General features: G+C 51.7%; 22 protein-coding genes, 1 pseudogene and 1 riboswitch. Of the genes and pseudogenes, 19 read left to right on the top strand and 4 right to left on the bottom strand.

Features of this window, described 5'->3' with window-relative positions; all coding sequences use genetic code 11:
- Positions 1 to 689 precede the first annotated feature (689 nt).
- The 8 genes from QNH99_RS23340 to QNH99_RS23305 all read left to right on the top strand — a co-directional run bounded on the left by QNH99_RS23340 (position 690) and on the right by QNH99_RS23305 (position 9,515).
- The gene (locus tag QNH99_RS23340) at positions 690 to 1,733 is read left to right on the top strand and encodes an SIR2 family protein (RefSeq protein WP_410517822.1); all 1,044 of its coding nucleotides are present in this window, start codon (positions 690 to 692) and stop codon (positions 1,731 to 1,733) included.
- Positions 1,733 to 3,538 carry an ATP-binding protein gene (locus tag QNH99_RS23335; protein ID WP_410517821.1) on the top strand — a complete coding sequence of 602 codons (1,806 nt, stop codon included), beginning with the start codon at positions 1,733 to 1,735 and terminating at the stop codon, positions 3,536 to 3,538. The genes QNH99_RS23340 and QNH99_RS23335 overlap by 1 nt, the downstream gene beginning before the upstream one ends.
- 655 nt (positions 3,539 to 4,193) lie before the next feature.
- Positions 4,194 to 4,529, top strand: a complete 336-nt coding sequence (locus tag QNH99_RS23330; protein WP_410517820.1) for a hypothetical protein — start codon at positions 4,194 to 4,196, stop codon at positions 4,527 to 4,529.
- A 1-nt stretch (position 4,530) separates the two neighbouring features.
- Positions 4,531 to 5,280, top strand: a complete 750-nt coding sequence (locus QNH99_RS23325) for a hypothetical protein (RefSeq protein WP_410517819.1) — start codon at positions 4,531 to 4,533, stop codon at positions 5,278 to 5,280.
- The gene (locus QNH99_RS23320; protein ID WP_410517818.1) at positions 5,277 to 6,059 is read left to right on the top strand and encodes a site-specific integrase; all 783 of its coding nucleotides are present in this window, start codon (positions 5,277 to 5,279) and stop codon (positions 6,057 to 6,059) included. Before QNH99_RS23325 ends, QNH99_RS23320 begins: the two co-directional genes overlap by 4 nt.
- Before the next feature lie 273 nt (positions 6,060 to 6,332).
- Complete coding sequence (locus QNH99_RS23315) at positions 6,333 to 6,863, top strand: phage tail protein (RefSeq protein ID WP_410517817.1); 531 nt, start codon at positions 6,333 to 6,335, stop codon at positions 6,861 to 6,863.
- Between the two features lie 26 nt (positions 6,864 to 6,889).
- The gene (locus tag QNH99_RS23310; protein ID WP_410517816.1) at positions 6,890 to 8,515 is read left to right on the top strand and encodes a hypothetical protein; all 1,626 of its coding nucleotides are present in this window, start codon (positions 6,890 to 6,892) and stop codon (positions 8,513 to 8,515) included.
- A 46-nt stretch (positions 8,516 to 8,561) separates the two neighbouring features.
- Entirely contained in the window at positions 8,562 to 9,515 is a 954-nt protein-coding gene (locus QNH99_RS23305; protein ID WP_410517815.1) for a hypothetical protein, read from the top strand.
- A gap of 166 nt (positions 9,516 to 9,681) precedes the next feature.
- Here QNH99_RS23305 and QNH99_RS23300 read toward each other — a convergent pair whose 3' ends face one another.
- Complete coding sequence (locus tag QNH99_RS23300) at positions 9,682 to 10,614, bottom strand: hypothetical protein (protein ID WP_410517814.1); 933 nt, start codon at positions 10,612 to 10,614, stop codon at positions 9,682 to 9,684.
- A gap of 325 nt (positions 10,615 to 10,939) precedes the next feature.
- On the opposite strand from QNH99_RS23300, the gene QNH99_RS23295 reads away from it, so the two are divergent.
- The 3 genes from QNH99_RS23295 to QNH99_RS23285 all read left to right on the top strand — a co-directional run bounded on the left by QNH99_RS23295 (position 10,940) and on the right by QNH99_RS23285 (position 14,593).
- A complete protein-coding gene (locus tag QNH99_RS23295) occupies positions 10,940 to 12,271 on the top strand; it encodes a hypothetical protein (RefSeq protein ID WP_263752101.1) in 1,332 nt (443 codons plus the stop codon).
- A 187-nt stretch (positions 12,272 to 12,458) separates the two neighbouring features.
- Positions 12,459 to 13,625 carry a plasmid-partitioning protein SopA gene (gene sopA, locus QNH99_RS23290; RefSeq protein ID WP_410517813.1) on the top strand — a complete coding sequence of 389 codons (1,167 nt, stop codon included), beginning with the start codon at positions 12,459 to 12,461 and terminating at the stop codon, positions 13,623 to 13,625.
- Positions 13,625 to 14,593: a ParB/RepB/Spo0J family plasmid partition protein gene (locus QNH99_RS23285; RefSeq protein WP_410517812.1), complete on the top strand. Its 969-nt coding sequence runs from the start codon at positions 13,625 to 13,627 to the stop codon at positions 14,591 to 14,593. The genes sopA and QNH99_RS23285 overlap by 1 nt, the downstream gene beginning before the upstream one ends.
- Before the next feature lie 486 nt (positions 14,594 to 15,079).
- On the opposite strand, the gene QNH99_RS23280 is transcribed toward QNH99_RS23285, so the two are convergent.
- Positions 15,080 to 15,328, bottom strand: a complete 249-nt coding sequence (locus tag QNH99_RS23280) for a hypothetical protein (protein WP_410517811.1) — start codon at positions 15,326 to 15,328, stop codon at positions 15,080 to 15,082.
- A gap of 337 nt (positions 15,329 to 15,665) precedes the next feature.
- Positions 15,666 to 16,721, bottom strand: a pseudogene (gene umuC, locus QNH99_RS23275) (translesion error-prone DNA polymerase V subunit UmuC); the annotation flags it as partial.
- Between the two features lie 234 nt (positions 16,722 to 16,955).
- Here umuC and QNH99_RS23270 point away from each other — a divergent pair.
- The 8 genes from QNH99_RS23270 (at position 16,956) to crcB (ending at position 23,823) form a co-directional block, all read left to right on the top strand.
- Positions 16,956 to 17,954, top strand: a complete 999-nt coding sequence (locus QNH99_RS23270; protein WP_014606787.1) for a YncE family protein — start codon at positions 16,956 to 16,958, stop codon at positions 17,952 to 17,954.
- Positions 17,955 to 18,105: 151 nt separating this feature from the next.
- Positions 18,106 to 19,266: a TDT family transporter gene (locus QNH99_RS23265; RefSeq protein ID WP_014606788.1), complete on the top strand. Its 1,161-nt coding sequence runs from the start codon at positions 18,106 to 18,108 to the stop codon at positions 19,264 to 19,266.
- Complete coding sequence (locus QNH99_RS23260) at positions 19,263 to 19,862, top strand: uracil-DNA glycosylase family protein (RefSeq protein ID WP_014606789.1); 600 nt, start codon at positions 19,263 to 19,265, stop codon at positions 19,860 to 19,862. The genes QNH99_RS23265 and QNH99_RS23260 overlap by 4 nt, the downstream gene beginning before the upstream one ends.
- Positions 19,863 to 19,911: 49 nt before the next feature.
- Positions 19,912 to 19,981, top strand: a riboswitch (Fluoride riboswitch).
- 78 nt (positions 19,982 to 20,059) lie between these two features.
- Positions 20,060 to 20,968, top strand: a complete 909-nt coding sequence (locus QNH99_RS23255) for a DHHA2 domain-containing protein (RefSeq protein WP_014606790.1) — start codon at positions 20,060 to 20,062, stop codon at positions 20,966 to 20,968.
- The gene (locus QNH99_RS23250) at positions 20,965 to 21,390 is read left to right on the top strand and encodes a universal stress protein (RefSeq protein ID WP_014606791.1); all 426 of its coding nucleotides are present in this window, start codon (positions 20,965 to 20,967) and stop codon (positions 21,388 to 21,390) included. The genes QNH99_RS23255 and QNH99_RS23250 overlap by 4 nt, the downstream gene beginning before the upstream one ends.
- A gap of 15 nt (positions 21,391 to 21,405) precedes the next feature.
- Positions 21,406 to 22,695, top strand: coding sequence for a phosphopyruvate hydratase (gene eno, locus QNH99_RS23245; protein WP_014606792.1), 1,290 nt, complete (start codon positions 21,406 to 21,408; stop codon positions 22,693 to 22,695).
- A gap of 43 nt (positions 22,696 to 22,738) precedes the next feature.
- Complete coding sequence (locus QNH99_RS23240) at positions 22,739 to 23,446, top strand: 2,3-bisphosphoglycerate-dependent phosphoglycerate mutase (RefSeq protein ID WP_019105545.1); 708 nt, start codon at positions 22,739 to 22,741, stop codon at positions 23,444 to 23,446.
- On the top strand, positions 23,443 to 23,823 hold the full coding sequence (gene crcB / locus QNH99_RS23235) for a fluoride efflux transporter CrcB (RefSeq protein WP_014606794.1): 381 nt from the start codon (positions 23,443 to 23,445) through the stop codon (positions 23,821 to 23,823). The genes QNH99_RS23240 and crcB overlap by 4 nt, the downstream gene beginning before the upstream one ends.
- A 166-nt stretch (positions 23,824 to 23,989) precedes the next feature.
- Here crcB and QNH99_RS23230 read toward each other — a convergent pair whose 3' ends face one another.
- Positions 23,990 to 24,391, bottom strand: coding sequence for a VOC family protein (locus QNH99_RS23230; RefSeq protein ID WP_014606795.1), 402 nt, complete (start codon positions 24,389 to 24,391; stop codon positions 23,990 to 23,992).
- Positions 24,392 to 24,505: the final 114 nt, after the last annotated feature.

Genomic DNA, 24,505 nt, shown 5'->3' with positions numbered 1-24,505 from the left:
TTTCCATTCACTTATTTGTAAGGAAAAGTAAAGGGGGGCAATATTTTCGAACGTTACGTTATTACTAATTCTAATGGAAATTGCTGGGGAGGAAGTTCAGATTCATCTCTGAACAGAGAGCTTGTAATCAGACTCCACCTCTTCCGGCAAGCACTTCAGCGCGGACTCTTAAGATAACAGCTCTTTTTTAAGCTGCTCTGGCTAAACAAGTGAAAGGTAAGAGCCGGTGAATGCGGCTCATCAGGTGTCATTATTAATTTTATGGCAAATATTATCCGTCTTATCAGCTGTCTGTCCGGAAATAAATGATTCGAGTACTGTGTTTCGGTGCTCTCTTCAGCATTCAGTATCCGGTTCTTGACATACCACCGCCCAGCTTTCAGACAGAAGCAAGTATGATGAGAAGCTTTTGTGCAGGTATGATAAAATATGCCCTGTGAGCCGTACTGCTACTCAGATAGTAAAATACATTCTAAAATTATTTTTCCTTCCTGATTCACTCTACTCTACATACTTCCCTACAGTTAAATCCCGCAGATCCGAAAAAAGACAAAGCCGGAAACCTCAGGGCTGATACGCTTGTTATATGGCTTTCTTGCTCATGCATAAGGTGTGATTCAAAGCTGAGGCTTTTAATGCAAAATCGTGTAAGATAATTCCTATCAGAAATGCTTAAGGAAATCCCCAGCGTGGCAACTCTTCGGGCTTACTATGGTCAGGACAGGGATCGCGAGTATTTTGAACGCATATTCCAGTCGGCGAACATAAATTTCATACTTGGGTCAGGTGCCTCGCTGCCGGCTATCAATGTCCTAGGCTCAATTGAAAATGAGCTGGAGACTCTGGTCAGAGCCGGTGATGACAGCGAATACTTCAGTAAATCTGCGTCTTTCCTTCAGACTGTCTGGAGAGCAAATAACGCACTGCTCGGACGAAACACGCCCGGAAAAAAATGGCGACCATCATTTGTCGAAAAAGTTGAAGCAACCCAGAAAAACTACATGAATTTTATCCGGGCGCTCGAAATGCTTCTGACCAGGCGGCGGACAGGTCTGTTACCGCGACGCATTAACCTTTTTACGACAAATTATGATCTATTCACAGAAGATGCTGCGGTAAAAAATAACAATATCATTCTGAATGATGGATTTCGTCAGCGGGGTGATCTTTATGGCAGAATGATATTCGACCCGAAGTCTTTTTATCAAACGATACAGGCTACTGGAAATCTATATAATTATAGCGTTGAAATCCCTACCGTTAATCTGATTAAACTTCACGGATCTCTTTCATGGAAACACAGCGGAAATGATATTTATTACGTTATTCAGAACATGAAATCGGGCCAGTTTGATTCTCCGCAGGAAGAGCAGGGGTGGGTAAGGTCACATCAGCTGGTTTTACCCCGCAAGGATAAGTTCCGTGAAACTGTGTTGGATAACGTTTATTACGATTTGCTACGCACCTACTCCAATGAGCTGGATAAAGAAGGCACGCTGCTTATTGTTTTCGGGTTCTCCTTTGCCGATGAGCATATTGAAACTCTTACGAAAAAAGCATTACGTAATGCGACGCTGAAGGTTGTTATATTTGCTTATGATGAAGCGGCAAAGGTAGTCTTTACAGATAAGTTCCGCGATTACTCAAATGTGGACGTGGTTTTCACGCCCGGCGCTCCGCTGGATTTTAATAAGATGAACAACATAATTACCAGCTTTCTTGGAGGCGTGTAATGAATTCTGACTTGGTCAACCAGGAGGCGATATTAAGGATCGGGGAGGTTCGTGAAGTCTCGGGCCGGACTCTCAGCGTGCTCGTCGATAAAAATAAGAATTTAAGTGACCTTTTCTATCACGGTAAGGTGCTAAAAAATGTTTCCGTGGGCAGTTTTATCGAGGTCAGAAAGGGTTTTATAAGCCTGATCGCCAGAGTCGAAACTGAAAAAATTACGGAGGAAAAAATGCCTGTAGGCAGCGGAAGCGATGCCGTACGCTACCGGCGCTACCTCACCGCTTCGCTGGCAGGCTATGTTGACCGTGATGGACGGTTTACCGGCGGAACACGCGAACTTCCCCTGATTGGCAATGAAGTCTTTCTGCTGACCGAGGAACAGCTCCATCTCATCCATTCAGTTGCGCCCCGGGGCTCGTGCGGGCTGACTTTTTCGCGTACGGATCTTGAAGATATTGATATCACCCTTCCGGTCAGTGGGCTTCTTAACTCACACATTGCCATCTTTGGTAACACCGGCAGCGGCAAGTCTAATACTCTCGCCGCGCTTTATCAGCACGGTTATGCCACCCTGAAGACTATGCTGGGCGAAGGTTTCAGAAAACAATCGCGTTTTCTGCTGCTCGATTTTAACGGTGAGTACGGCGGCAAGAGCTGTATTACAACCGATAAAAGGGTTTACCAGCTGAATACGCACAATGATGACGGTGACAGGATCCCGATGCCTGCAGGAATACTGCTTGAACATGAAATTCTTTCCGTTCTGACCGAGGCAACCGACAAAACTCAGAAGCCGTTCCTGAAGCGGGTGCTTGAGCTGAAAAGACTCGTGGAGTCAAAGCAGCAGCCCCTAGCCTACTTTCGAGAAATTCTTACCCGGCGGGTCACGGAGACGCTGTCCGGGGGGGATAAAAAGAAGGGTGACGACCTTATTGATCTGTTCCGCCCCGTACTCAAGGATAATGACCTGATAGCCGACATTGAGTTTTATTTTAAGGACGGCGTGTGGCGGACTAAAGCAGGCGTATATTTTACTAAAGAACAGAATACCCTTCAGTGCAATATGCACCGGCGCGCTCAGGATTACGTGTTTCCGGATGATCTGATGGAGGAGCTTCTGGACTATATGTATGTTCAGCTCATCGTTGAATATCTTTCAAACCGCTCTAACCCTGAACATATTTCGCCGGTCATTAATCGTATGGGCGGGATCAAAACAGATATAAGAAAGATCTTTGATACTGCCGCGGGAGGCGATCTCTGGGCGGATACTAACTTTGTCGTGCTCAACCTAAACATGGTCAACCTGACCATGAAAAAAACGCTTCCGCTTTTAATCGCGAAGTGGATTTATTCTGCGAAAAAAATGGACAAGAAATTATCCACTCTTCATCTGATAATTGATGAGGCACATAACATACTTTCAAACACATCCTTCAGAGAGTCAGAAAGCTGGAAAGATTACAGGCTTGAAACTTTTGAAGAAATCATAAAGGAAGGAAGAAAGTTTGGCGTATTTGTGACAATATCAAGTCAGCGTCCAAACGATATTTCCCCCACGATCATTTCTCAGGCGCATAACTATTTTATTCACCGGCTCATTAACCAGAACGATCTTTATGCGATAGAAAAATCCGTCTCCTATATAGACCGCATGACCGAAGAGTCAATCCCGACGCTGGCAACCGGGACCTGCATATTCAGCGGCGTGATCTGTCCTATGCCACTCAAGCTCCGGATCAGCGAACTCTCCCCCCTGCATAAGCCGCAGAGCCGTACCCTGAATTTTGAAGATCTGCTTTTATAGCGTGCGGCCCTTCTTAAGTGAGGCTACTGATTTGAGCAACATGCACAGGTAAAGCACGCATGCGATCCTGTGCATCTGACCCTCACATGTCCCGGCTATCAGCTCAGCCCGGATTACTGCATAGAGTTCATTTTTCAGTATGCGGGCACTGATGCTATTTGTATGAAGGATTTTTGTTTTTATGACTGAAAATGGTTTTCAGTCCTCAATGATGCTTTTATTACTTCTTTATTCACTCTTCACTGTATGCTGCACACAGGCTTACTTTCCTTAACCGGGATCCGGAAAAAGGAAGAACCGGATCTTCCCCCCGCCACCGGCGGTTTTCTGCGCACACCCCCACATGTTGTGGCTCACCCGGCTGCACCTGACACAACATAGGGGATGCGTCAGGCGAAATGCCGTCTCAAAACCCCGCTTCCGCCCGCCGCGCCGCCGTGCTACCCTTCCGGTTACTGCCCGATACGGAAAAAGTCGGATCCGGCAACTACGGCCTTCCGGTAATTGCGATTAGAGAAAATGAGCAGGCTTATGGATAGGATAGTAATTATCATGGGAATGACAATTACATGAGCAACTAAATAAAGTTCAGGGCGTGATAATTAATTTATCAATGGTTACTTTGATGACATAAAGGGTATCTATGGCTCGTGGGATGAGTGTGACAATAGGAGACCTGACGTTCTCCTCAAAAAAAGCCGCAGTCGATTACTTCATGGATCAGCGTGAACAAGTCAGGGCCTCCGGTCCGGTTACCGAAGGAGCGCTTTTTGACCAGCTGGCCGACCTCTTTACGCGCTACTGCAACGTTACACCTGGCTACGCGCTCAATGGGCGTCACATAACGGGCTTTGAGGTGGATTACGAGCTGCGGGATAACGGGGGCTACGTGCAGCACCTCTGCTATAAGGTGAAATTTACCAATCATGAGGTGCGGCCTTTTTCCGTTCATAAGGCGGTCAGCGCTATTATCGAAGCAGAGCGAGTCTGACATGGGCAGCCTGAGTTCATCAGCCAGCGTGGTGGCGGATGCCATCACCCATCCTGTTACGGTTCAGGTTATAAATCAGGGACCCGGGATCTGGGGGAACGTGGCCACGGGGCTTATCACTGCCGGCGCGGCGATTGCGGCGGTGATGCTGACCCACCGGTTCACGCTGCACCGGGAGAAACTGGCATCTGAGAAAAAACGGATTCAGGAGCGCCTTTTCATCTCCACCGAGCTGGTCTTCATGCTGGAGCAGTTTGCAGAGGGTTGCGCAAGCGTCGCAACTGACTGGGGGGATGAAAATCAGGATGGTATTTCCGTTCCGCAGGCACCGACACCTGTGATTGATTACTCTGCCGTCACCGGCGACTGGCGGGCCCTTCCCGGAAGACTGATGTACCAGGTCCGTGGCCTGACGGTCCTGAAAACCACTTCCGACCGCATCATCAACGATGCAGAGTATTATCCTCCGGATTTTGATGAGTTTTTCTCCGAGCGGCAGTACCAGTACACCAGGCTGGGACTCAAGGCGGTGATCCTGGCGCGCCGGTTACGCAGGCTTGTCGGTTTCACGGAAACGCCCCTCAGTGCATCGCCGTGGTCTGCCCAGCACGTTCTCTGGCAGGAATGGCGAAAGGAGCGGCACAGACGTGCAGAACAGGCGGTCATGCGGACCCGTTCGCAGGCGACCTTTCAGGCACTAAAGGCCGCTGAAGACAAGACAGAAGTGCCGCACAAAGGTGACATTCCATGACATATTCCGCGTTGCCTGCGCTGGCCGGCGGCTATTCCGGCGCATCCCAGTTGCCGGTTGCGATTGACTACCCGGCTGCGCTGGCGCTGCGTCAGATGGCCGCCCTTATTGATGACCTGCCCAGATACCTGCTGGCGCCGGAGGTCAGCGCCCTGCTGCATTACGTGCCGGATCTGCACCGCAAGATGCTGCTGACCACGATGTGGAACACCGGGGCGCGCATCAACGAGGCGCTGGCGCTGACACGGGCAGACTTCACCCTGACGCCGCCCCATCCGTTCGTGCAGCTGGCCACCCTGAAACAGCGGGGTGAGAAGGCGGCCCGTGGGCCGGGGCGTGCGCCGTCCGGTGTGGTCCCTCACCGCCTGGTTCCGCTGTCCGATCCGCAGTACATCGCCCAGCTGGAGATGATGGTTGCCACGCTGCGCATTCCGGTGGAACGGCGCAATCCTGACACCGGCCGGACGGAAAAGGTGCGGCTCTGGAGCGTGACCGACCGCACCGTCAGGACGTGGATCAACGAAGCCGTGGCGGCCGCTGAGGCCGACGGCGTGACCTTCTCGGTGCCGGTGACGCCGCACACCTTCCGGCACAGCTACGCGATGCACATGCTTTACGCGGGGATCCCGCTGAAGGCACTGCAGAGCCTGATGGGTCACAAGAGCCTGAAGTCAACTGAGGTGTACACGAAGGTGTTTGCGCTCGACGTGGCGGCGCGTCACCGGGTGCAGTTTTCAATGCCGGGCAATGAGGCTGTGGCTCTGATCAGGAAAATATGAACGTATATTCGTGTCATGCGGTAAGGATTTGCGTATTGAATATTATTAATCGTTTAAAGTAAGGCAGAGGTGCACATTGATATATTATGTTTCTTAATCTTTGTTTTAAAGAGTGAGGCTGTTTAACTTTAGATTAATTTGCTATAAAATTCTAAATTCATTAATTTGCCAGATTGTTGATGTTGTCAGGTTGATTGTTGAATATGAATTGAAGTATGTTTCAGAGACTGAATCTGAAAGGAAATACTTTAATTATCTTTTGAGGGGAAGTAGATGAATACGTCGTCTGATCTGCCTATAGGCACTATAATTGCAAGTATTCTCAAAGCGGAATCTCTCCCAGATGGTTGGCTTCCTTGTAATGGGTCAGTAATTCCATCAAAATATCAGGAGTTAATTACATTATTAAGTTCAGGGAAAACGCCTAACCTTATCGGGCGAACATTGGTAGGTGCGGGTGATTTCTCGCATGCAGACGTATCACAGAAAGATGGTCTTGATCCAAAGTTTACGGATTTTAATAAAGCAGGTGGATTACTGATAGGTGATACTGGAGGAGAAGCGTCACATAAACTGGTCACTGACGAATTGCCTTCTCACAGCCACAGCATCAATCAAGGTGACTTTGGATACCACTTCAGGAGCTATGAACCTTCCAATGAAGGTCCTGACAAGCCATTTGAAACCAGCCCATCTACTAAACTTTCTGGTACTGATGATACCGGGAGTGACAAAACGCATTTCAATGTACAGCCTTACTATTCGGTCAGTTATATAATTAAAGCCATCTCGAATGTAAGTTGAATAATATAAATTCAATGAGGTAGGTTATGTTTAAAATAAACGATCCATTTACCTTTTCAGTCAGTGGTAAACTAACTGCTGCATCAAATACAGTTGGTTTTTTTATAACGGACTACACAGCTGCACATTATGATGATTTGAAGTTAAGCAGTGGAACGTCGTCTTCCGGTATACTATCGGAAGGGACGAGGCAATATATCCTGAGCTGCACTCAACGTATTAATATTTACAATCCTCACGGTTCAGAACTCAGACCGGAAAAAGAAATAAATTTTTACGACAACTATCCCGTTCTTCTCAATACATTTATGGAGATTTCCGAGGATGAAAATATTGAAGTAGAACTGATTGAATATTCTCCGCAAACTGTTAATACCGTTGTACAGAGTTCGTCTACAAATGGTGAGTCATCGGGAAAAACATCAGGAAATTCTAACAGTCAGACTGTTGGATCCACTACATCACAGACAAACAGTTTCAGTGCCTCGGTAGGTTTTAGCGGTGAAATGCCTACAGCATCAGTCACGGCAGAGAGCAGCCTGACCAAATCTCAAGAATTTTCAAGTACGAATAACTCAGAACAGTCCAGAACAAGCAGTACTGATAACTCATCTTCAGCGTCAATGAGTATCAAGGACTGGGGCTCTTACAGCTTCATTAATCCTGAAACCAAGAGTCCGGGTTGGACCTTTGGTCAGGAATATCCCTGGGATGCTATAACTTTCAGGAAAACCACAGGACGGATCTATGATAAGAACCCAGACCAGACCCAGATGATTTTGCCAGATGGAATGAGGTTACGCCTTTATGATGGCGTTTCATTATATCCTCCAAGTCATTTATCAATGTTTGGTTTTAATTTTGTTATGAAATGTCAGTGGAAAGTCGTTATCAAAAATAACGTCAGCGATATAGTTTCACTGCAACATTTTATTAATTATTTTACTGCCTCTCACTTACTGGAATCCTCTGGTGATGAGGTTGTCTCCGTTCAGGTGTATCGCGATGACTCTCCAACCGTATTGTCTTCTGATGAGCGGGGTACGCTGAGTAATGAAATCGATCTTGGCATTGTTGCACTTTCCCCGGTAAGTTTTCAAAGCGGTGCGGCAGTTGTTGGATTCTTACCCTCAAAATTTACTGTTAAACCCGCACCCTACGTTAATAACAGTTCACCCGTTAATTTCAGGATTTTTTCAGCAGCAAATAATCTGCGTGTTACAGACATTACTCAATATACTCCGAATGGACCTGCGGGCGCTGGATTTTCTACATCTAATACAGGTCTCAGAGCTGTAATGCTTGATGGATGTAAAGCCCTTACCCTATCTGTTGTCTTTAAAGTCACTGATGAAACATCTGACTACGCTCTTTTCATAAAGCACTGGAAAAATACGATGGATGGCATCCGTCTTGATATCACAATCAATGGTGATAAACAAAATACGCTGATAAAATTTGTTGATGCTTACGAGTCTGAAGGTGGAGAAAATAACGTTCTGAGTATAAACCTGCGGAATCTGGATATTTTATCGAACGACTATCACGATTATTTATCTATGGGTCTGAATTCAATAGAGATCTACATAAGCCCTCTGAATCAGGTTTCCGCTGACTATCAAATTCGTGCCATCTCGGTTGAGGAGTCTTAGTTAACCGGTAGCATGATATTAACTTTCTGAATATCAGGAGTCAGATGTGCCACCAAAAAAAAAGGCTACTAAGGTTACTAAGGCTGCTTCAGGAAAGAAGAATAGTCTGAGAGCAGCTACCTTACTGGATTTCAGTAAGATGACTCATCCAAAGCTTGATCGTTTTCTAACGATTATTGGAGAGTCTTTCCGGGAAAAAGCTATTGAAGAGTCCGGCAAGCGAGGGTTTAAGAAAATCAGTCTTAAGAACGCTAATGCTAAAGTTGTGCGTTTAATGACCAAAACAGAAATTATTTATGATAATAAAAAATTTGGAGAGCAATTTAGAAAGGTAGAGAAGGGTCGTGATGAAGCGGTATCAACGTCGGCTCACAGGGCAATATTTAAAGGATTTCACTCAGCTAAATTCAAAACGCCTCTGACAGAAAAGTCTCCTGAATTCCCTCACCTGTATAATGAAATAGAGAAGATGGCTTTATCCAGGTTCAATACTGAAGATATTGGAGTAGCTTTTAAGAACCGACGCTGGCAGCACCCTTCAAACGAGTTTGCTGTCCACGCTGATCCAAAATCAAGAGAAGCAGCTAAGGGTCATAGTGCTTTTGATTTGAAACGTAAGCAGAAAGTGACGTCAAAAGGTTATCAATTTGCTTTGAATAGAAAAGCTTCCCTCCGCGAGAAAATTAACGCTTTAAGGCGTGCTTCTTTGGCTGTAACGTTAAACGAAGGCTATGCACCACCGACAGCCAGAAATGTTAATCCTTATTTGAGGTTGAAGTTAAGTAAAAAGCAACTCAGAGAGAAGAATAATATCCGTGAAGGTTTTAAAAATTTATTCGTGGATCTAGGAGGGGGTAGAAAATTACAGCCGGGGAAAAAAATAGATGATAACTGGGATGACGACAGCAGCAGCACTGTAAGTGATGTGAGAGAGGAAAAAGCGATCAAAAACAAAGTCTCTCGCGCTGGCCGAAAAAAAATCAGCAAGAGAAGAAATTGATTTTTCCTAAACTCTTTTTAAAGGTTAGATTCATTTTTGCTTTGAAAACAATTAAAAAAAGAGTTGATTTTTCTGTTGCACAGGAAGTGTGCATTCCCTTCTCTGCAGCTACCTAAGGCGCAAAACTCACGCATAGGCGCTGCGTCAGAGAAAGTTTTACACAGAACTACTGTTTTGATGGTCTCTCAGTCACAAAGAAATAGACTTTTCCACTTTGTAAGATTATTGCAGGCATTCCCGCGCGTTCGTGCGGTGAAATATAGAAAATCACCCACGAAGGAAGATGCTGACTCACCTTTTGTAAGAAATCATAAGCCATTCGTGTCCTCTCATCATCAGAGAGAGTAGACGGTTTATCGAAGGCGTCGGCCACGAAGCTCGAGTTCAGGCCGTCAGGACGGATAAGGTAGCTTTTACCCGTGGCGTTTGGGGTAATGAAAGCCGGCGTACTGACAATTTTTTCCGGATCATGGAATTCGGCGAAGAAAGCGCAGCTGGGAAGTTTTATCCGTTCGATAGAAGGCACATTTTTATCCGGGAATTCACAACCCGCTGCTGAATCAGCAAAGTGAACTACGACATAGCGCGGATCAGTTATCTGCAGGGCATATTTGTTTATCCACCCATTGTCCCCTGCTTCGTTTTTTATCTCTCCAGTCGGGCGTTTTGTTTCTTTCAGCGTGGTCAGTACGGCTTCCTGAATCGTATTTGCCAGAACCGTAGATGCCTGTTGGGGGGTCTTAGCCAGTTCTGTGGGGATCCATGCCAGTATGCGGTTAAACCACCAGTCTTCAGGAGCCATTCCCGTAGGCGTAAAGCGTAACAGCGGAGCCAGTGGAAGGGTTGACTCATTTAACGTCTGAGCCGATTTTACTGGATAAGACAGATCGTAATCTTTGCGGCTGTATAGCGTGCTGAGCTGTGGATTAAACTTTGCATCTTCGAATGATGTCATGCCTGCAGCGGTGCTAATATTCCACGCCAGGCTGTGTGCATTTTCATATTCATAATGCCGGTCTGAAACATCACGTACACCTGAGCATGCCGATAAAAGCAGCATCATCATTGAAGCAAGCGTACCTGGCAGATAATTGCGCATTTAAACTCCAGTTACTGCAGTGAGGTTATGTGACTATCGGCCAGTATTTCCAGGAGTTTAACTACAGCCCTGCCCTGCTCTTTTATCTTAATTAAAATTAAAACTTTGTCCTTTGGAGTTGCGTCAGGGAAAATTTTTTGGCTGAACACGGGGCTTTGTGTATTTATAAACGACGTAGCGGGATTTTTATCATCACGCTATTGGCATTACCTTCCCCAGGAAGTTCACAAAGCTGGCATGCAAATTAGTGGCTGATATTTGCCATAGCATTATTGATTCTGTTTTGGTTTTTTTATTAACTGTTTTCTTGACCGGAGGTAATAGTATGACCATGTCTCTTGTAAAGAAAAAAAATCCACGGGGTGCTCTTCTTCGTGAGCTGAAAGATGAGGAAGAGTCAGCGGTACATGATTTTTTTGGCCGAGGCAGGCCGGAAAAACGTCACATTGCAGAATCGGTCATACTCACCATGCGTCAGAAAGAAGCATGGCTGCAGTGCGGCTGCGTGCCGGGTGATTCTCCAGCACTGAACAGTGCGAAGATGAGGGAAGATACACGTAAGCTTTTCCTTTCGGGTTTTAACCACGAACATGCCCTTACCTGCCCCATGTACCGTGAGTTTAAAGCTGAGGATGATGTAGGTGCAACGCGAAACGGCACCAGAAAATCAGCGGGCAGCAGAAGGATTAATTTTCGCAATTTTCTCCCTTCAGACGATACAGACGTAACCATCCGTGCCGCAGGAACGTCAGCCGCTGTCAGCACTGACAGAACACGACGTAAGCGCCGGACCAGTCTGGCCAGAGTGTTACTGACACTTTTAGATGATGCCGGATTTAACAAAATCGAGCACTTACATCCCAAACCTACAAGACCTCTCGTCGAATCCCTTCGCCTGTTAACGGCTGTAACCGATGAACAGGAATTCATGCGCGGCCGCCCTCTTTCAGAAATTATTTTTTTCAAACCCTGGATGAGTCAGCATGCTCTTGAAGCGAATATGGTGAAGCTTGAGAATCCTGATTCCTGCTGGCCTGCTAAAAAAGCACGGGTTTTCTACCAGATTTTTGTCACTGATGAAGTCAGCCGGGAAGAAGCCGTGTATGAAATCCGGGGTGATAAATATCATTTCACGCCTGAAAAAGGCGTCAGCATTAACGGAGAATCGCAGGATGGTGTTCGCCCACCTTACCTGGTCATTGCGTCATACCGGCGTTCATCTACTGGAGAGGTTATCTGCAGCGAGGCCTACGCGCACGCTATATACAGTCGTACCTGCCCCGTTCCAGTAGACAGTAATCTTGAACGACAGACGCTCGACAGCCTTTTCGAGGCAGCAGAGTGGTTGTCTAGGAAAGATTCAGCGCCCAGGTTATCACTGGAACGTCCCCTCTTCGATATTGAGGTCACCGTTGACGAGGAGAAAGGTTATGTTCTTCCTGACTTTCTGGTTAATGTGATTGAACCAAATGGCGTCAAACATGATGTTGTAATCGAAACGATGGGATATACGGACGAAGATTATTGTGAGCGAAAATCTGAACAACATAAAGGAATGCGTCAGATAGGGGTATTAGTAACGGATCCGCAAAACTGGCCTAATGAACCCGACAAGCCATTCGAGCGGTTCATTTTTGGTAAACTTCAGCACCTTTAGCCTCTCTTCTGCATATGCCTGCCCTTTTCCTCCCCTGCATACCTGGCAGGGAGTTATTCAGTTCAATCATAACTCCGTTAAACACTCTGCTTTGCAAATTTTCATCAGGTTTGCACTATTGGTGTTGCTTTGCTTCAAATATCAAGATTTAATATAAAAATGCAAAGTTAATTAAAGGGTGCAGGTTATGAGTTTAAAGAAAACGTTAGACCAGTGCATTACTGCCGGCCATGCAATGACTAAAGCTATCGCCGTCGCACAGTTCAATGATGATAGCCCAGAGGCGCGAAAGATTACACGTAGGTGGCGTGTAGGTGAGGCTGCAGACCTCGTAGGTGTAACACCTCAGGCCATACGAGACGCTGAAAAAGCGGGACGACTGCCCTATCCTGATTTGGAGATGAGAGGACGCGTCGAACAGCGAGTCGGATACACCATAGAGCAGATAAACCATATGCGAGATGTGTTCGGAACTCGTATTCGTAGACCCAATGAAAGTATGCCACCAGTCATAGGTGTGGCAGCACATAAAGGGGGCGTTTACAAAACCTCAGTTTCTGTTCACTTGGCTCAGGATTTGGCTCTTAAGGGGCTAAGGGTATTACTTGTTGAAGGTAACGATCCTCAGGGCACTGCCTCTATGTACCATGGTTGGGTGCCCGATCTTCATATCCATGCTGACGATACTCTCCTGCCTTTTTATTTAGGTGAACGAGATGATGCCTTCTATGCCGTTAAGCCCACATGCTGGCCAGGCCTCGATATTATTCCTTCCTGCCTAGCTCTGCACCGGATTGAAACAGAGCTGATGGCGCGTTACGACGAAGGAAAGCTGCCTACAGAGCCCCATATGATGTTGCGGCTTGCAATGGAGTCAGTCGCTCAGGATTATGATGTCATCGTCATTGATAGCGCGCCTAATCTTGGCATAGGCACTATAAATGTTGTGTGCGCTGCGGATGTTTTGATCGTCCCTACACCTGCTGAATTGTTTGACTATACCTCTGCTCTTCAGTTTTTCGATATGTTGCGCGACTTACTCAAAAACGTTGACCTACAGGGTTTTGAGCCTGATGTACGCATACTTTTAACCAAGTACAGCAACAATAACGGTTCGCAGTCGCCGTGGATGGAAGAACAAATCCGTGATGCCTGGGGCAGCATGGTGCTTAAGAATGTTGTTCGTGAAACGGATGAGGTTGGGAAAGGCCAGATAAGAATGCGTACTGTTTTTGAACAGGCGATTGATCAGCGTTCTTCTACAGGTGCGTGGAGAAATGCGCTGGCTATCTGGGAACCTGTCTGTAACGAAATTTTTGACCGCCTGATTAAACCTCGTTGGGAGATTCGATAATGAAGCGTGCGCCGATCATTACAAAATCATCCACTCCTGCTTCCCCTGCATCTGGAGACACCTCTCAGAGTGCTGCGCCGGTTGTGGGATCTTTGATTTCACGTGTGGGAAACATGTCCAAGGGCAATACGATTGTTTTACCTGTTTGTGGACGTGATGTGAAATTCGTTCTTGAAACGATTTCGCCTGATAAGATTGCTGATGCTACCTGCGTCTGGTCAGGTAATGAGCGACTCCAGGATTTTTTGACTGAATCTGCTCTTGATGATTTGATCCCTTCTTTTCTTACCAGCGGTCAACAAAACCCAGCTTTTGGACGTCATCAGAATAATATTATTCAGATAGCTGATGGCAGCAGGCGCCGTATGGCTGCTATCCTCACTTCCACCTCTTATCGTGTTTTAGTTGGTGACCTTGATGATGAGCAGATGAACGCGCTCTCAAAACTAGGTAATGATTACAGACCAACCAGTGCTTATGAGCGCGGTAAGCGATACGCGCAGCGATTAGAAAACGAATTTGCTAATAACATTTCTGCTTTAGCAGACGCAGAAAGTATCTCAAGAAAGATAATTTCGCGGTGCATCAACACATCAAAACTCCCCAGGGAAGTAATCGCCCTTTTCTCTCACCCTGGTGAACTTTCTGCTCGCGCGGGTGAACAACTTCATAAGTTGTCTGATGGTAAGGAGGAACTTTTAATTTCTAAAGCTAAAAGCTTATCTTCAGAGAATAAACAAGGAGAAGTCACAGGTGCAGATGAATTGATAGAAGCACTTATGAACAGCCTTAGAGAAAACCCTTCACGCGATAAAAAAATTGTGCAAAAACGGGATTTTGGACCTGGTGTAACAGCCAGTTATAGACACGACAAAGTCACGATAAATCTGGATAAACGTAAAATACCCGCTGAGCTAATTCAACAAATTGAACAATTGCTTTCAGAACATTGTGTTAAACCAGCTTAGTGTTCTTATCCTGGGACCATGGTCCCAGTGCCAACCCTGCGATGACATTTTCAACTGGGACCACGGTCCCAGTGCCATTCCTGAGATGACCAGTTCAAGTGGGACCACGGTCCCAGAATCAATTTTTTGGTCACCTGATCAGCTGTGACCATGGTCCCAGTGCCACCCCTGCGATGACATTTTCAACTGCGACCGTGGTTCCAGTGCCATTCCTGAGATGACCTGTTCAAGTGGGACCACGGTCCCAGAATCAATTTCTTGGTGACCTGATCAGCTGTGACCATGGTCCCAGAGCCAGTCCCGTGACGACCTGACCAACTGGGACCGTGGTCCCAGTGCCAGTCCCGTGACAACCTGACCAGCTGGGACCATGGTTCCGGTACAAATGCTGTAATGGACTGATCTGCTGATATTAAGGGCTATGATTCACGGCAGAGATTAAGTTGATTCGAAATTGATTTGAAGGTGAGGGAGCCTGTTGAAGATTTAAATACCTTGGGCTGCCAGGGTTGCTTTAGCCAGGGCCTTTTTCTTGGCCTTCCTTTCAGTTAGTAATCTCATAACAACGCTTATAAAAATCCCCGCATCAAGCGCAAAGATGAGAGGCGCCATCATAGTGACTGACCAGAACTCGGCAAATCCATGGGCACCACAGAGATAAGCAATGATAAGTCCGGCATGAATCAGGCCGTTTGGAAGTGAGATGATGATAAGGCCGATATCTGTTTTTCTCATGATTAATGCATCCTGATGGGTTTACATTTTTCCGTAAGTCTGTTTTTAGCGGCTCTGTCTTCATTTGAAAGGGAGCCATATTGAAGCCGGTCAGCATCAACAACAGAACAAGTCGTCTTCAGTAAACTGCTTATTTGCTGCGTATCTACGGTACCCTTAGAGGAATCGTTATTAAGATAAAAAAGACTCAACAGGCAGACCACAATGCCTGCGCTAACCATGCACAGGGCAGTACATTCAGAATCAGGCTGGTTAAGATTAATCATTGTTATACCAGTGAGTTGTGGACGCGTAAGTTATCACTTATTAGAGCATGTGCAGATCGGCCGCGCAATAATCACACAACTCTGGCTGTGGGGATGTCGCTCCAGCGCGTCGTCCACGCCGGTGACAGCATGTCCCGCTTCATCTTCCACTCGGTATCAATTCCCTGACCCGCAAACCATACCCGACCCAGGCCTGACTGGTTGATGCCGTCCAGCACCTGCATCAGCTGCGCGCTGTTCGACCGCGGCCGGTTGTCGTCAAACAGATTAAGCTGGCTGACGCCATGAGGCGTGAAGTCATCGAGCATGACGCCGGCTTTCATATACCGGTGACCATCAATCCAGATGCGGTCCAGCGCGCGCATGGCCACACCGATAACATCGCGCGTATCCTGCGTGGGCAAGGAAAGTTTTTCCCCGGCCGTGTTGCCGTAAAACGTCTCGCCGACCGCATGGGGCGAGGTCCGGACAAACACGCTGATGTGCCGGCAGTACTGTCGTTCGCCCCGCAACTTCTCCGCGGCGCGCGTGGCGTACTGGCAGAGTGCCTGCTGCATGGCCACTTTGGTGGTAATGCGCGAACCGAAACTGCGGCTGCAGACAATCTGCTGCTTTGCCGGCGGCATCTCCTCAAGAGGAATGCATGCCTCGCCGTTCAGCTCGCGGATCGTCCTTTCCAGCACCACCGAAAAGTTCTTCCGGATGAAGGCGGGGTGCGTGCGTGCCAGCTCGAGCGCGTTAGTGATGCCGAGCAGGTTAAGTTTTTTACCGATACGGCGCCCGACACCCCAGATTTCCTCGACCGGCTGGCGCATCAACAGCGCTTCGGTCCGCTTGGGGTTTCCGGGCGTCAGCGCCAGTACGCCCTTAAACTGGGGCCACTCTTTTGAGGCCCACTGGGCTGATTTCGCTAAAGTTTTACTGGGTCCGCTGCCGATCCCGATGGTCAGTCCGGTTCTGGCCAGCACGTGGGCTCGCAGCCGGTGGCCGAAGTGCTCAAAGTCCTCACAGCCATCGATGCCGGTCAGATCGAGGAACATTTCATCGATGGAATACTGTTCGACTTTAGGCGTCATATCTTCCAGAGCAGACATCACGCGCTGGCTAAGGCTATGATTTATGTGGAATGCAATTTAAACAAAAAAAATCAGTTACCATTCCTCTGAAGTTTATTTTCTGAACAGGAATTATTCAGCCTTGAACTACCTCAGTATGCTTACTGACAGGGGGGAAGGTTGAGGGTGGTAAGACATAGTCGGAAAATCGATTTCCCCGCCAGGATTTAATCTGCCACGCTTACTCTGAAGCCCTCAATCGGGCAATGAGTCTTATCCCTTACCCACCCCAATGCAGGAAAAATGATGATAAAAAAATACAGGATCCCGGGACTGACCGCGGTGGCGTTTCTTCTTATCAGCACCCTCGCCGGTGCCGCAGAGGAACGCTGGACGTTTGACGGCGATATCCACAACAATTCCCTTGCTGTCAGTCCCGATGAGAAAACGGCGGTGGCGTCCTACAGTGAGCGCTCTGAGGTGGTGGTCTACGACCTGGCTGCCGGGAAAGTCAGAAAGGTGCTTAAGGGATACGTCACGCCCCGCAATGCGCTTTTCTCCCCCGACGGGAAGGCCGTATATCTTTCAGACAGCAGCCTCGGCGTGGTCAGAAAAATCAGCACCGGGACGCTTGACGTGGAGACCTCGCTGCCGCTGGGGCCCGGGGCATTCGGCACAGCTATCAGCCGTGACGGTCAGCGCCTGTATGTGAATAACGAGGCCGCCAGCACGCTCTCGGTGTATGACCTGACGCACAACCGGCCCGTTGCGGTCGTGACGGGTTTTGCCCAGCCCCGTCAGGGCATAAAAATCAGCCCGGACGGCAAAACCGTCTACGTCACTAACTTTAAGGGCGATAAAATTACCCTGGTTGACGCCGTAACGGGCGAGATTCGCGGCGAGATAACAGGCTTCAGCAAGCTGCGCGCCATTTCAGTCAGCGCCGACGGCCGCACACTGTACGCGGCTAACAGCGGCAGCAACACCATCGCCGTGGTTGACACGCAGAAGCTCGCCATTACGGCAACCATTCCCGTGGGGCAGGATCCTTACGGTGCCGCCCTGACGCCGGATAACCGCTATGTTTACAGCGGCAACCTGGGCGACAACAGCCTCTCCGTTATTGATACCGCCGCCGGTAAGGTGGTCTCCACCGTTACCGGACTGGATGCGCCCCGTCAGGCCATCGTTTTCAGCAAAGACGGTGCCCGCGCGTGGGTGCTGAATAAAGACCTCAGCATTGCGGTCGTTGACCTGAAACAGAACCGCGTCACGGCCACGATTAAAAGCCCGCCGCAGGCCTGATTCAGTCCTTCCCTCACTCCGGCGGTGTGACGGTCCTTCCCGGAGTGGGAGAGTCTAACCACTTTTACTGGTTTATTTTAACTGAATAACCTGTTTTAAAGATTTAACCCGACGTGCCTATACTCTTTCTGTCTACTCAGGAGATTACGGCATGAACGATAAAATATTTACCCTGCATAACGGAGCGCGCCCGCTGAGCGCGCTGAGCAGCCCGAAAGAGGCTATACGTCAGTTCACGCCTAACTGGTTCGCCGCGACCATGGGGACCGGTATCCTGTCTCTGTCTCTGGCGCAGTTCCCCTGGCCGGTTCCGGGATTACGCCTCGTCGCCGAGGGACTCTGGATGTTTAACATCTTCCTGTTCAGCGTCTTTGCCGTGATGTATCTGGCCCGCTGGGTGATGTACTTCGGTGAGGCAAAGCGCATCTTTGGCCATTCAACGGTGTCCATGTTCTTCGGCACCATCCCGATGGGCATGGCCACCATCATCAACGGGCTGCTGGCGTTTGGCCTCCCCCGGTGGGGGGCTGACGTCATTCCCGTAGCGCACGCCCTGTGGTGGCTGGACGTGGCGATGTCGCTGCTGTGTGGCGTGTGTATTCCCTACATGATGTTTACCCGGCAGCAGCACAGCATTGACCAGATGACCGCCGTCTGGTTACTGCCGGTCGTGGCCGCCGAGGTTGCGGCAGTCAGTGGCGGCCTGCTGGCACCGCACATTGCCGACCCCCACGCGCAGCTCGGCATCATTATTACCAGCTACGTGCTGTGGGCGTACTCGGTGCCGGTGGCGCTGAGCATCCTCGCCATCCTGCTGCTGCGTATGGCGCTGCACAAGCTACCACACGAAAGCATGGCGGCCTCAAGCTGGCTGGCACTGGGGCCGATTGGTACCGGCTCGCTGGGGATGCTGGTCATCGGCGGAGATGCGCCCGGGGTGTTTGCCGCGGCGGGCATGCCGGAAATCGGTCATATCGCGCAAGGCGTGGGGTTCGTTGCCGGCATTCTCTTCTGGGGCTGCGGCCTGTGGTGGATGCTGCTGGCCACGCTGATAACCGTGCGATACTTCCGTGAAGGCATTCCGTTCAATCTGGGATGGTGGGGCTTTACCTTCCCGCTGGGCGTGTACACGGTCGCCACGCTGAAGCTGTCCACCCTCGTTGACCTGGCGTTCTTTAAAGGCTTCGGTGCGCTTCTTGTCGTCATGCTGGCCGCCATGTGGCTGCTGGTCGCGGTGAAGACGGTGCGCGGGGCATGGAGCGGGAAACTGTTTGTTTCCCCCTGTCTGGCAGGCCTGGACCGGAAGCCGTGAGTGAAACCTGCACGTCGCTGCTGGACCCGTTTTTACGCGAGGAACGCCTCGCGGCAGTCACCGCGCCGCACGTGGCCGCGCTGAATCGCTGGGTCAGCGGGCTGCGTCAGCACGGCGTGGAGCTGCCGTGGTTTGATCCGGCCGACGGCGGGACCGGGGCCGGACTGCTCGTCCTGCTGCAGTCGCCGGCGCGCAGCAGCCCGTCACCCCGGTTTGTGTCGCGGGATAACCCGGGGCCGGCCCAGCAGAACCTGGGGCGGTTTCTGGCGGAAGCCGGTATTGCGCGCCGGGACAGCGTGCTGTGGAATACGGTGCCCTGGGTCAGCGACGGGCCGCAGAAACGGCCCTCAGCGGCGGACATCCGCAGCGGCTGCGCCTGGCTTGAGGACGTGCTGGCGTATCTGCCCGCGCTGCGCGTGGTGGTGCTGGCCGGTGCCGTAGCGGCTCAGGCCCGCGGGACGGTCAGTCATCAGTGCCCCGGCGTCACGGTGCTGAAGATGCCTCACCCCAGTCCGCTTTCACTTTGCACAAGCCCGGCGGTGCCGGAAAACATCCGCCGGGTGCTCCGCGAGGCACGCGCTGCGCTGGCGGGCTGAGGGTGCCAGCAGAATAATACTGACAGGCTTTCCGTCTGGCTCTATACTCAGAGTACAGGGTGATGGCGTTCCACCTTTCCCAACCGCTCCGTTCCGGAGCTGATGACGCCTGATGTGACTCTTGATTTTCAGGAGGTACGTCAGGCCGTCCTTACTTTCCTCCCGGCCTGCGTACTTCCCTTTACGGGGAGAGACCCTTGATACACGTTTTTGGCCACATCAATCCTGACAGCGACGCCATCTGCACGGCGGTCGTCACCGCTCACTGGCTGACCGGGCGCGGCATGGACGCCCGCGCATGGCGTCTCGGCGAGGCTAACCGGGAAACCCGCTTTATCTTTGACACCGCCGGTCTTACGCTGCCGCCGCTGCTCGCTATTCCGCTGCAGGATGAACGGGTGTGGCTGGTCGATTTCACCGAGCCGGCGCAGGGGCCTGACGACCTGCTCCGGAGCAACGTCGTGGGCATCACTGACCACCACCGGCTGGGCGGGCTGATAACGCAACTGCCGCCGGAGGTGCATATCCGCCCGGTTGGCAGCAGCGCCACGCTGCTCTGGCTGCTGATGGACGCTGAAGCGCGCCGCACGCTGCCCCCGACGCTCGCCGTGCTTCTGCTGGGCGCACTCCTGAGTGACACCGTGAATCTTCGCTCGCCGACCACCACCGAAGACGATATCCGTTCGGCGACCGAACTGGGCGTGCTGTCCGGCGTAAACCGCAGAGCCTTCGCCCGTGACCTCCTCACCGCCAAAACGGACGTCAGCGGCCTCAGCGCCCAGCAGCTGCTGGGCAGGGATCTCAAGGCCTTCGTCATTGCCGGCACCGACGTGCGCATTGCCCAGATTGAGGTCAGCTCACCGACACAGGTTGCCCCCGTGATGGACGACCTGCTCGCTGCCCTGGCGTATCTGGCGGACCAGTCGGGTGCCGGGCTGACGGTGCTGATGTTGACCGACATTCGCGCCGGGTTTTCAACGCTTTACTTCGCCGGGCGGGAGAGCGTTAACGCGGCCTCCTGCTCCGTACCGGGCATGCTCAGCCGCAAAAAACAGCTTCTGCCGTGGCTTGAGTCCCGCCTTAACCAGAACGGGAGTTCATTATGACCTGCTACACCCACGCACTGATACTTGTGAACGACAAAGACGACGGCACCCTCCTGCTGAAACGGGCGGTCGCGCTGGCGCAGCCGCTCGGCATGAAAATCACCCTGGCCCACATCAGCGACGACTACCGGGAAATGAACTACGTGTCCGACAGCCTGATGGACGACGTCGTGTCGGAAGAGGTGCTGAAAGCCAAAGCGTTTATGAGCGAGCTGGCGGCCTCCGTGCCTGAGGCGGTAGACACGCGGGAGCTGGTGACCATGCGCCGCTTTGAGGACGTGGAGAAGTGCATCAATGAGCTGGGCGTGGACCTCGTGCTTGCCGGGCACCGCAACCGCTTTATGGGAATGCTGACGTCCCGCTCGGCGGAATACATCAACCACCTCACGGTGGATGTGCTTATTACTCACCTGAATGACTAAACCGGGAGAAACGCTATGCACTTTACACTGGATAACGTGACCGCCCGGGAAATTCTTGACTCTCGCGGCAACCCCACCGTTGAAGTTGAGGCCCGGACCCCGGACGGGATGATGGCACGCGCCTCGGTGCCTTCCGGGGCCAGCACCGGGTCGCGCGAGGCCGCAGAGCGCCGCGACGGTGACGCACAACGTTTTGGCGGCAAAGGCGTGCTGGATGCCGTCAGGGCGGTTAATACGGAAATCTGCGAAGCCGTGCGCGGCCTGGACGTGCGCGAGCAGCGGCAGCTGGACAACATCATGCTGATGCTGGACGGCACGGAGAACAAGAGTCGCCTGGGTGCCAATGCCATTCTGGGCGTATCGCTGGCGGTGGCCCGGCTGGCGGCACAGGCCTCGCACGAGCCGCTGTGGCGCTACCTGGGGGGCCTGCAGGCGAATCTGCTGCCCGTGCCGTGCATGAACATCATCAACGGCGGCGTGCACGCCCGCGGTCAGGGCGCGGACTTCCAGGAGTTCATGATAGCGCCACACGGGGCACCCACGCTGCGCGAGGCCGTGCGTCAGGGCAGCGAGGTCTACCAGGCGCTGCGCCAGATCTTGCTGGACAAAAAACTCTCAGCGGCAGTGGGCGACGAAGGCGGTTTTGCGCCCGCCGTGTCGTCGAACCGTGACCCGCTGGCGTTTATCGTACAGGCGATTGAGAAGGCGGGATACAGGCCCGGAGAGGACATCAGCATCTGCATGGACCCTGCCTCAAGTGAGTTTTTCGCTGACGGTCAGTATCATCTGCGCACCGAGGGCAGCGCGCTGAGCGCGGCGGAAATGACGGCATACTACGGCGAGCTGATGGACCAGTTTCCGGTCATCCTGCTGGAAGACGGCCTGGCCGAGGACGACTGGGCGGGCTGGAAGCATCTGCACCAGCAGCTTGCGGGCAGGGCCGAGCTGGTTGGTGACGACCTGTTTGTAACCAACGTGAAGTACATCCAGCGCGGCATTGACGAAAACCTCGCCAGCGCCGCGCTGATCAAGCTCAATCAGATAGGCTCGCTCAGCGAAACGCTGGACGCCGTGGCTCTCTGCCAGCGGCACGGCTGGGGTGCGTTCATGTCTCACCGCAGCGGGGAAACCACGGACACGTTCCTTGCCGATCTGACGGTGGCCCTGCGCGCGGGACACCTGAAAACCGGCGCGCCGTGCCGCGGCGAACGCGTGGAAAAGTACAACCAGCTGATGCGCATTGAGCAGGCGCTGGGTGAGGACGCGCACTACGCGGGGCTTCATGCGTTTGTGCGCCGCACGTAACACATCCGCCGGACGGTCCCCGTCCGGCAAAGAAGGAATGCCTGTGGCCCCTGCAACGCTGATCCTCCTGCGGCACGGCGAAAGCCAGTGGAACCGGGAAAACCGTTTTACCGGCTGGACGGACGTGCCGCTGACGGTCAGGGGGCGGCAGGAGGCCGACCGAGCCGGTGACGCGCTGCGGGCAGTGGGCCTTATGCCCGACCGTGTCTTCACCTCGGTGATGACACGCTGCGTTCACACGGTCTGGCGGGTGCTGGACCGTCTTGACCGAAGCTGGACGCCCGTGGAAAAGAGCTGGCGACTGAACGAGCGCCACTACGGTGCGCTGCAGGGGCTGAACAAGGACGACGCTGCCCGGATGATGGGGGAAGAGACCGTCCGGCTATGGCGCAAAAGCTTCAGCGGCATTCCGCCCGCAGACGCGGAGGCTCCGGCGCAGCTGCGTCGGGATCTGCGCTATCGCCGCGTTGCGCTGGCCGACCTGCCTGCAACGGAAAGCCTGGAAATGACCCTGCGTCGCGTCATGCCATACTGGCACCACGTTGTGGTGCCACAGCTGCGCTGCGGAAGTACCGTTCTGATTGTGGCGCACGGCAACACGCTGCGCGCCCTGACCGCCTTTCTGAACGGCATGCCCCACGACAGCGTGGCACAGCTGCACATCCCGACCGGCGTGCCGGTTGTATATGAAATGGATACGGCCGCACAGGTCGTGTGCCGTTATGTTCTGAATATTAAAAAAAAGGAATGAACGTGAATCAGCTTTTTGCCGTCATCACCGGCGGTGCTTTAGGGTGTGTTATCCGCTGGCAACTGGGCGCACGCCTGAACGCGCTTTTTCCGGACCTGCCGCCGGGGACGCTGCTGGTCAACCTGCTGGGTGGATTTATCATCGGGGCGGCGCTGGCGTATTTTCTGCGCCATCCCGGCCTCGATCCGGCCTGGCGGCTGCTCATTACCACCGGGCTGTGTGGCGGAATGACGACCTTCTCCACATTCTCAACTGAGGTTTTTGCCCTGCTGCAGTCAGGCAGCTATGCCTGGGCAGCCGCCTCGGTGCTGATACACGTGCTGGGTTCGCTGGCCATGACGGCGGCCGGATTTTATATCATGACGCTGTGTGGTTAACCCGGACCGTACGGCCTCTATCCAGGGGAGACCTCAGTGCAGCGACCGCTGCACTGAGGTCAGACAGTTCAGTATATTGTTCAGAAGCGCTCTCTGCGGGCCTGATCCGACAGGGTTTACGCCTGTAAGGCTTCCCCTAAATCCGGGACACTGTCGTGACAGAGTTTCAGGTCTGCCTGTTCTGGTAAAGGTCCCAGCGATTGCCATAGATGTCCTCAAACACGACAACCATTCCGTATTCTTCCTCGCGCGGCTCCTGACAGAAGTGGACGCCTTTTGCCTTCATAGCATTGTAGTCGCGCCAGAAGTCGTCGGTCTGCAGGAACAGAAAAACCCGTCCGCCGCACTGGTTGCCGATAAAGCCTTCCTGCCGGTCGTTCGACGCGCGGGCAAGAAGAATAGCACAGTCGCTGTCAGGGTCCGGCGTCACCACGACCCAGCGCTTACCCGGCTGCGGCGTGTCCTCAATCAGGGTAAAGCCCAGCTTATCGGTGTAATACTCAATTGCACGATCGTAGTCATCGACCACGACAGCCACATACCCCATACATCGCTTCTGTTTTCTCATCTGCTGTTCCATCAGTTACGTCATAACGCCCGCTATAATCAGATTCATATCAAATACGACGTTCGGTCGTCTGTACTGACTCTGAACTGACACCCTCAGACCGGACATTGAAAG

Source organism: Pantoea allii, from assembly GCF_046529425.1.
GTDB classification, from domain to species: Bacteria; Pseudomonadota; Gammaproteobacteria; order Enterobacterales; family Enterobacteriaceae; genus Pantoea; species Pantoea allii.
Note: the sequence above shows the minus strand (reverse complement) of the source record. Positions and strands in the feature narration are given on the sequence as shown.

Excerpts from the sequence above, each read along its gene's own strand:
- crcB (WP_014606794.1), top strand. The coding sequence starts at position 23,443 with ATGAACGTGAATCAGCTTTTTGCCGTCATCACCGGCGGTGCTTTAGGG.
- QNH99_RS23280 (WP_410517811.1), bottom strand. The coding sequence starts at position 15,328 with ATGAGAAAAACAGATATCGGCCTTATCATCATCTCACTTCCAAACGGC.
- QNH99_RS23310 (WP_410517816.1), top strand. The coding sequence starts at position 6,890 with ATGTTTAAAATAAACGATCCATTTACCTTTTCAGTCAGTGGTAAACTA.
- QNH99_RS23295 (WP_263752101.1), top strand. The coding sequence starts at position 10,940 with ATGACCATGTCTCTTGTAAAGAAAAAAAATCCACGGGGTGCTCTTCTT.
- QNH99_RS23230 (WP_014606795.1), bottom strand. The coding sequence starts at position 24,391 with ATGAGAAAACAGAAGCGATGTATGGGGTATGTGGCTGTCGTGGTCGAT.
- sopA (WP_410517813.1), top strand. The coding sequence starts at position 12,459 with ATGAGTTTAAAGAAAACGTTAGACCAGTGCATTACTGCCGGCCATGCA.
- QNH99_RS23265 (WP_014606788.1), top strand. The coding sequence starts at position 18,106 with ATGAACGATAAAATATTTACCCTGCATAACGGAGCGCGCCCGCTGAGC.
- QNH99_RS23300 (WP_410517814.1), bottom strand. The coding sequence starts at position 10,614 with ATGCGCAATTATCTGCCAGGTACGCTTGCTTCAATGATGATGCTGCTT.
- QNH99_RS23325 (WP_410517819.1), top strand. The coding sequence starts at position 4,531 with ATGGGCAGCCTGAGTTCATCAGCCAGCGTGGTGGCGGATGCCATCACC.
- QNH99_RS23330 (WP_410517820.1), top strand. The coding sequence starts at position 4,194 with ATGAGTGTGACAATAGGAGACCTGACGTTCTCCTCAAAAAAAGCCGCA.
- QNH99_RS23270 (WP_014606787.1), top strand. The coding sequence starts at position 16,956 with ATGATAAAAAAATACAGGATCCCGGGACTGACCGCGGTGGCGTTTCTT.
- eno (WP_014606792.1), top strand. The coding sequence starts at position 21,406 with ATGCACTTTACACTGGATAACGTGACCGCCCGGGAAATTCTTGACTCT.
- QNH99_RS23320 (WP_410517818.1), top strand. The coding sequence starts at position 5,277 with ATGACATATTCCGCGTTGCCTGCGCTGGCCGGCGGCTATTCCGGCGCA.
- QNH99_RS23315 (WP_410517817.1), top strand. The coding sequence starts at position 6,333 with ATGAATACGTCGTCTGATCTGCCTATAGGCACTATAATTGCAAGTATT.
- QNH99_RS23335 (WP_410517821.1), top strand. The coding sequence starts at position 1,733 with ATGAATTCTGACTTGGTCAACCAGGAGGCGATATTAAGGATCGGGGAG.
- QNH99_RS23250 (WP_014606791.1), top strand. The coding sequence starts at position 20,965 with ATGACCTGCTACACCCACGCACTGATACTTGTGAACGACAAAGACGAC.
- QNH99_RS23285 (WP_410517812.1), top strand. The coding sequence starts at position 13,625 with ATGAAGCGTGCGCCGATCATTACAAAATCATCCACTCCTGCTTCCCCT.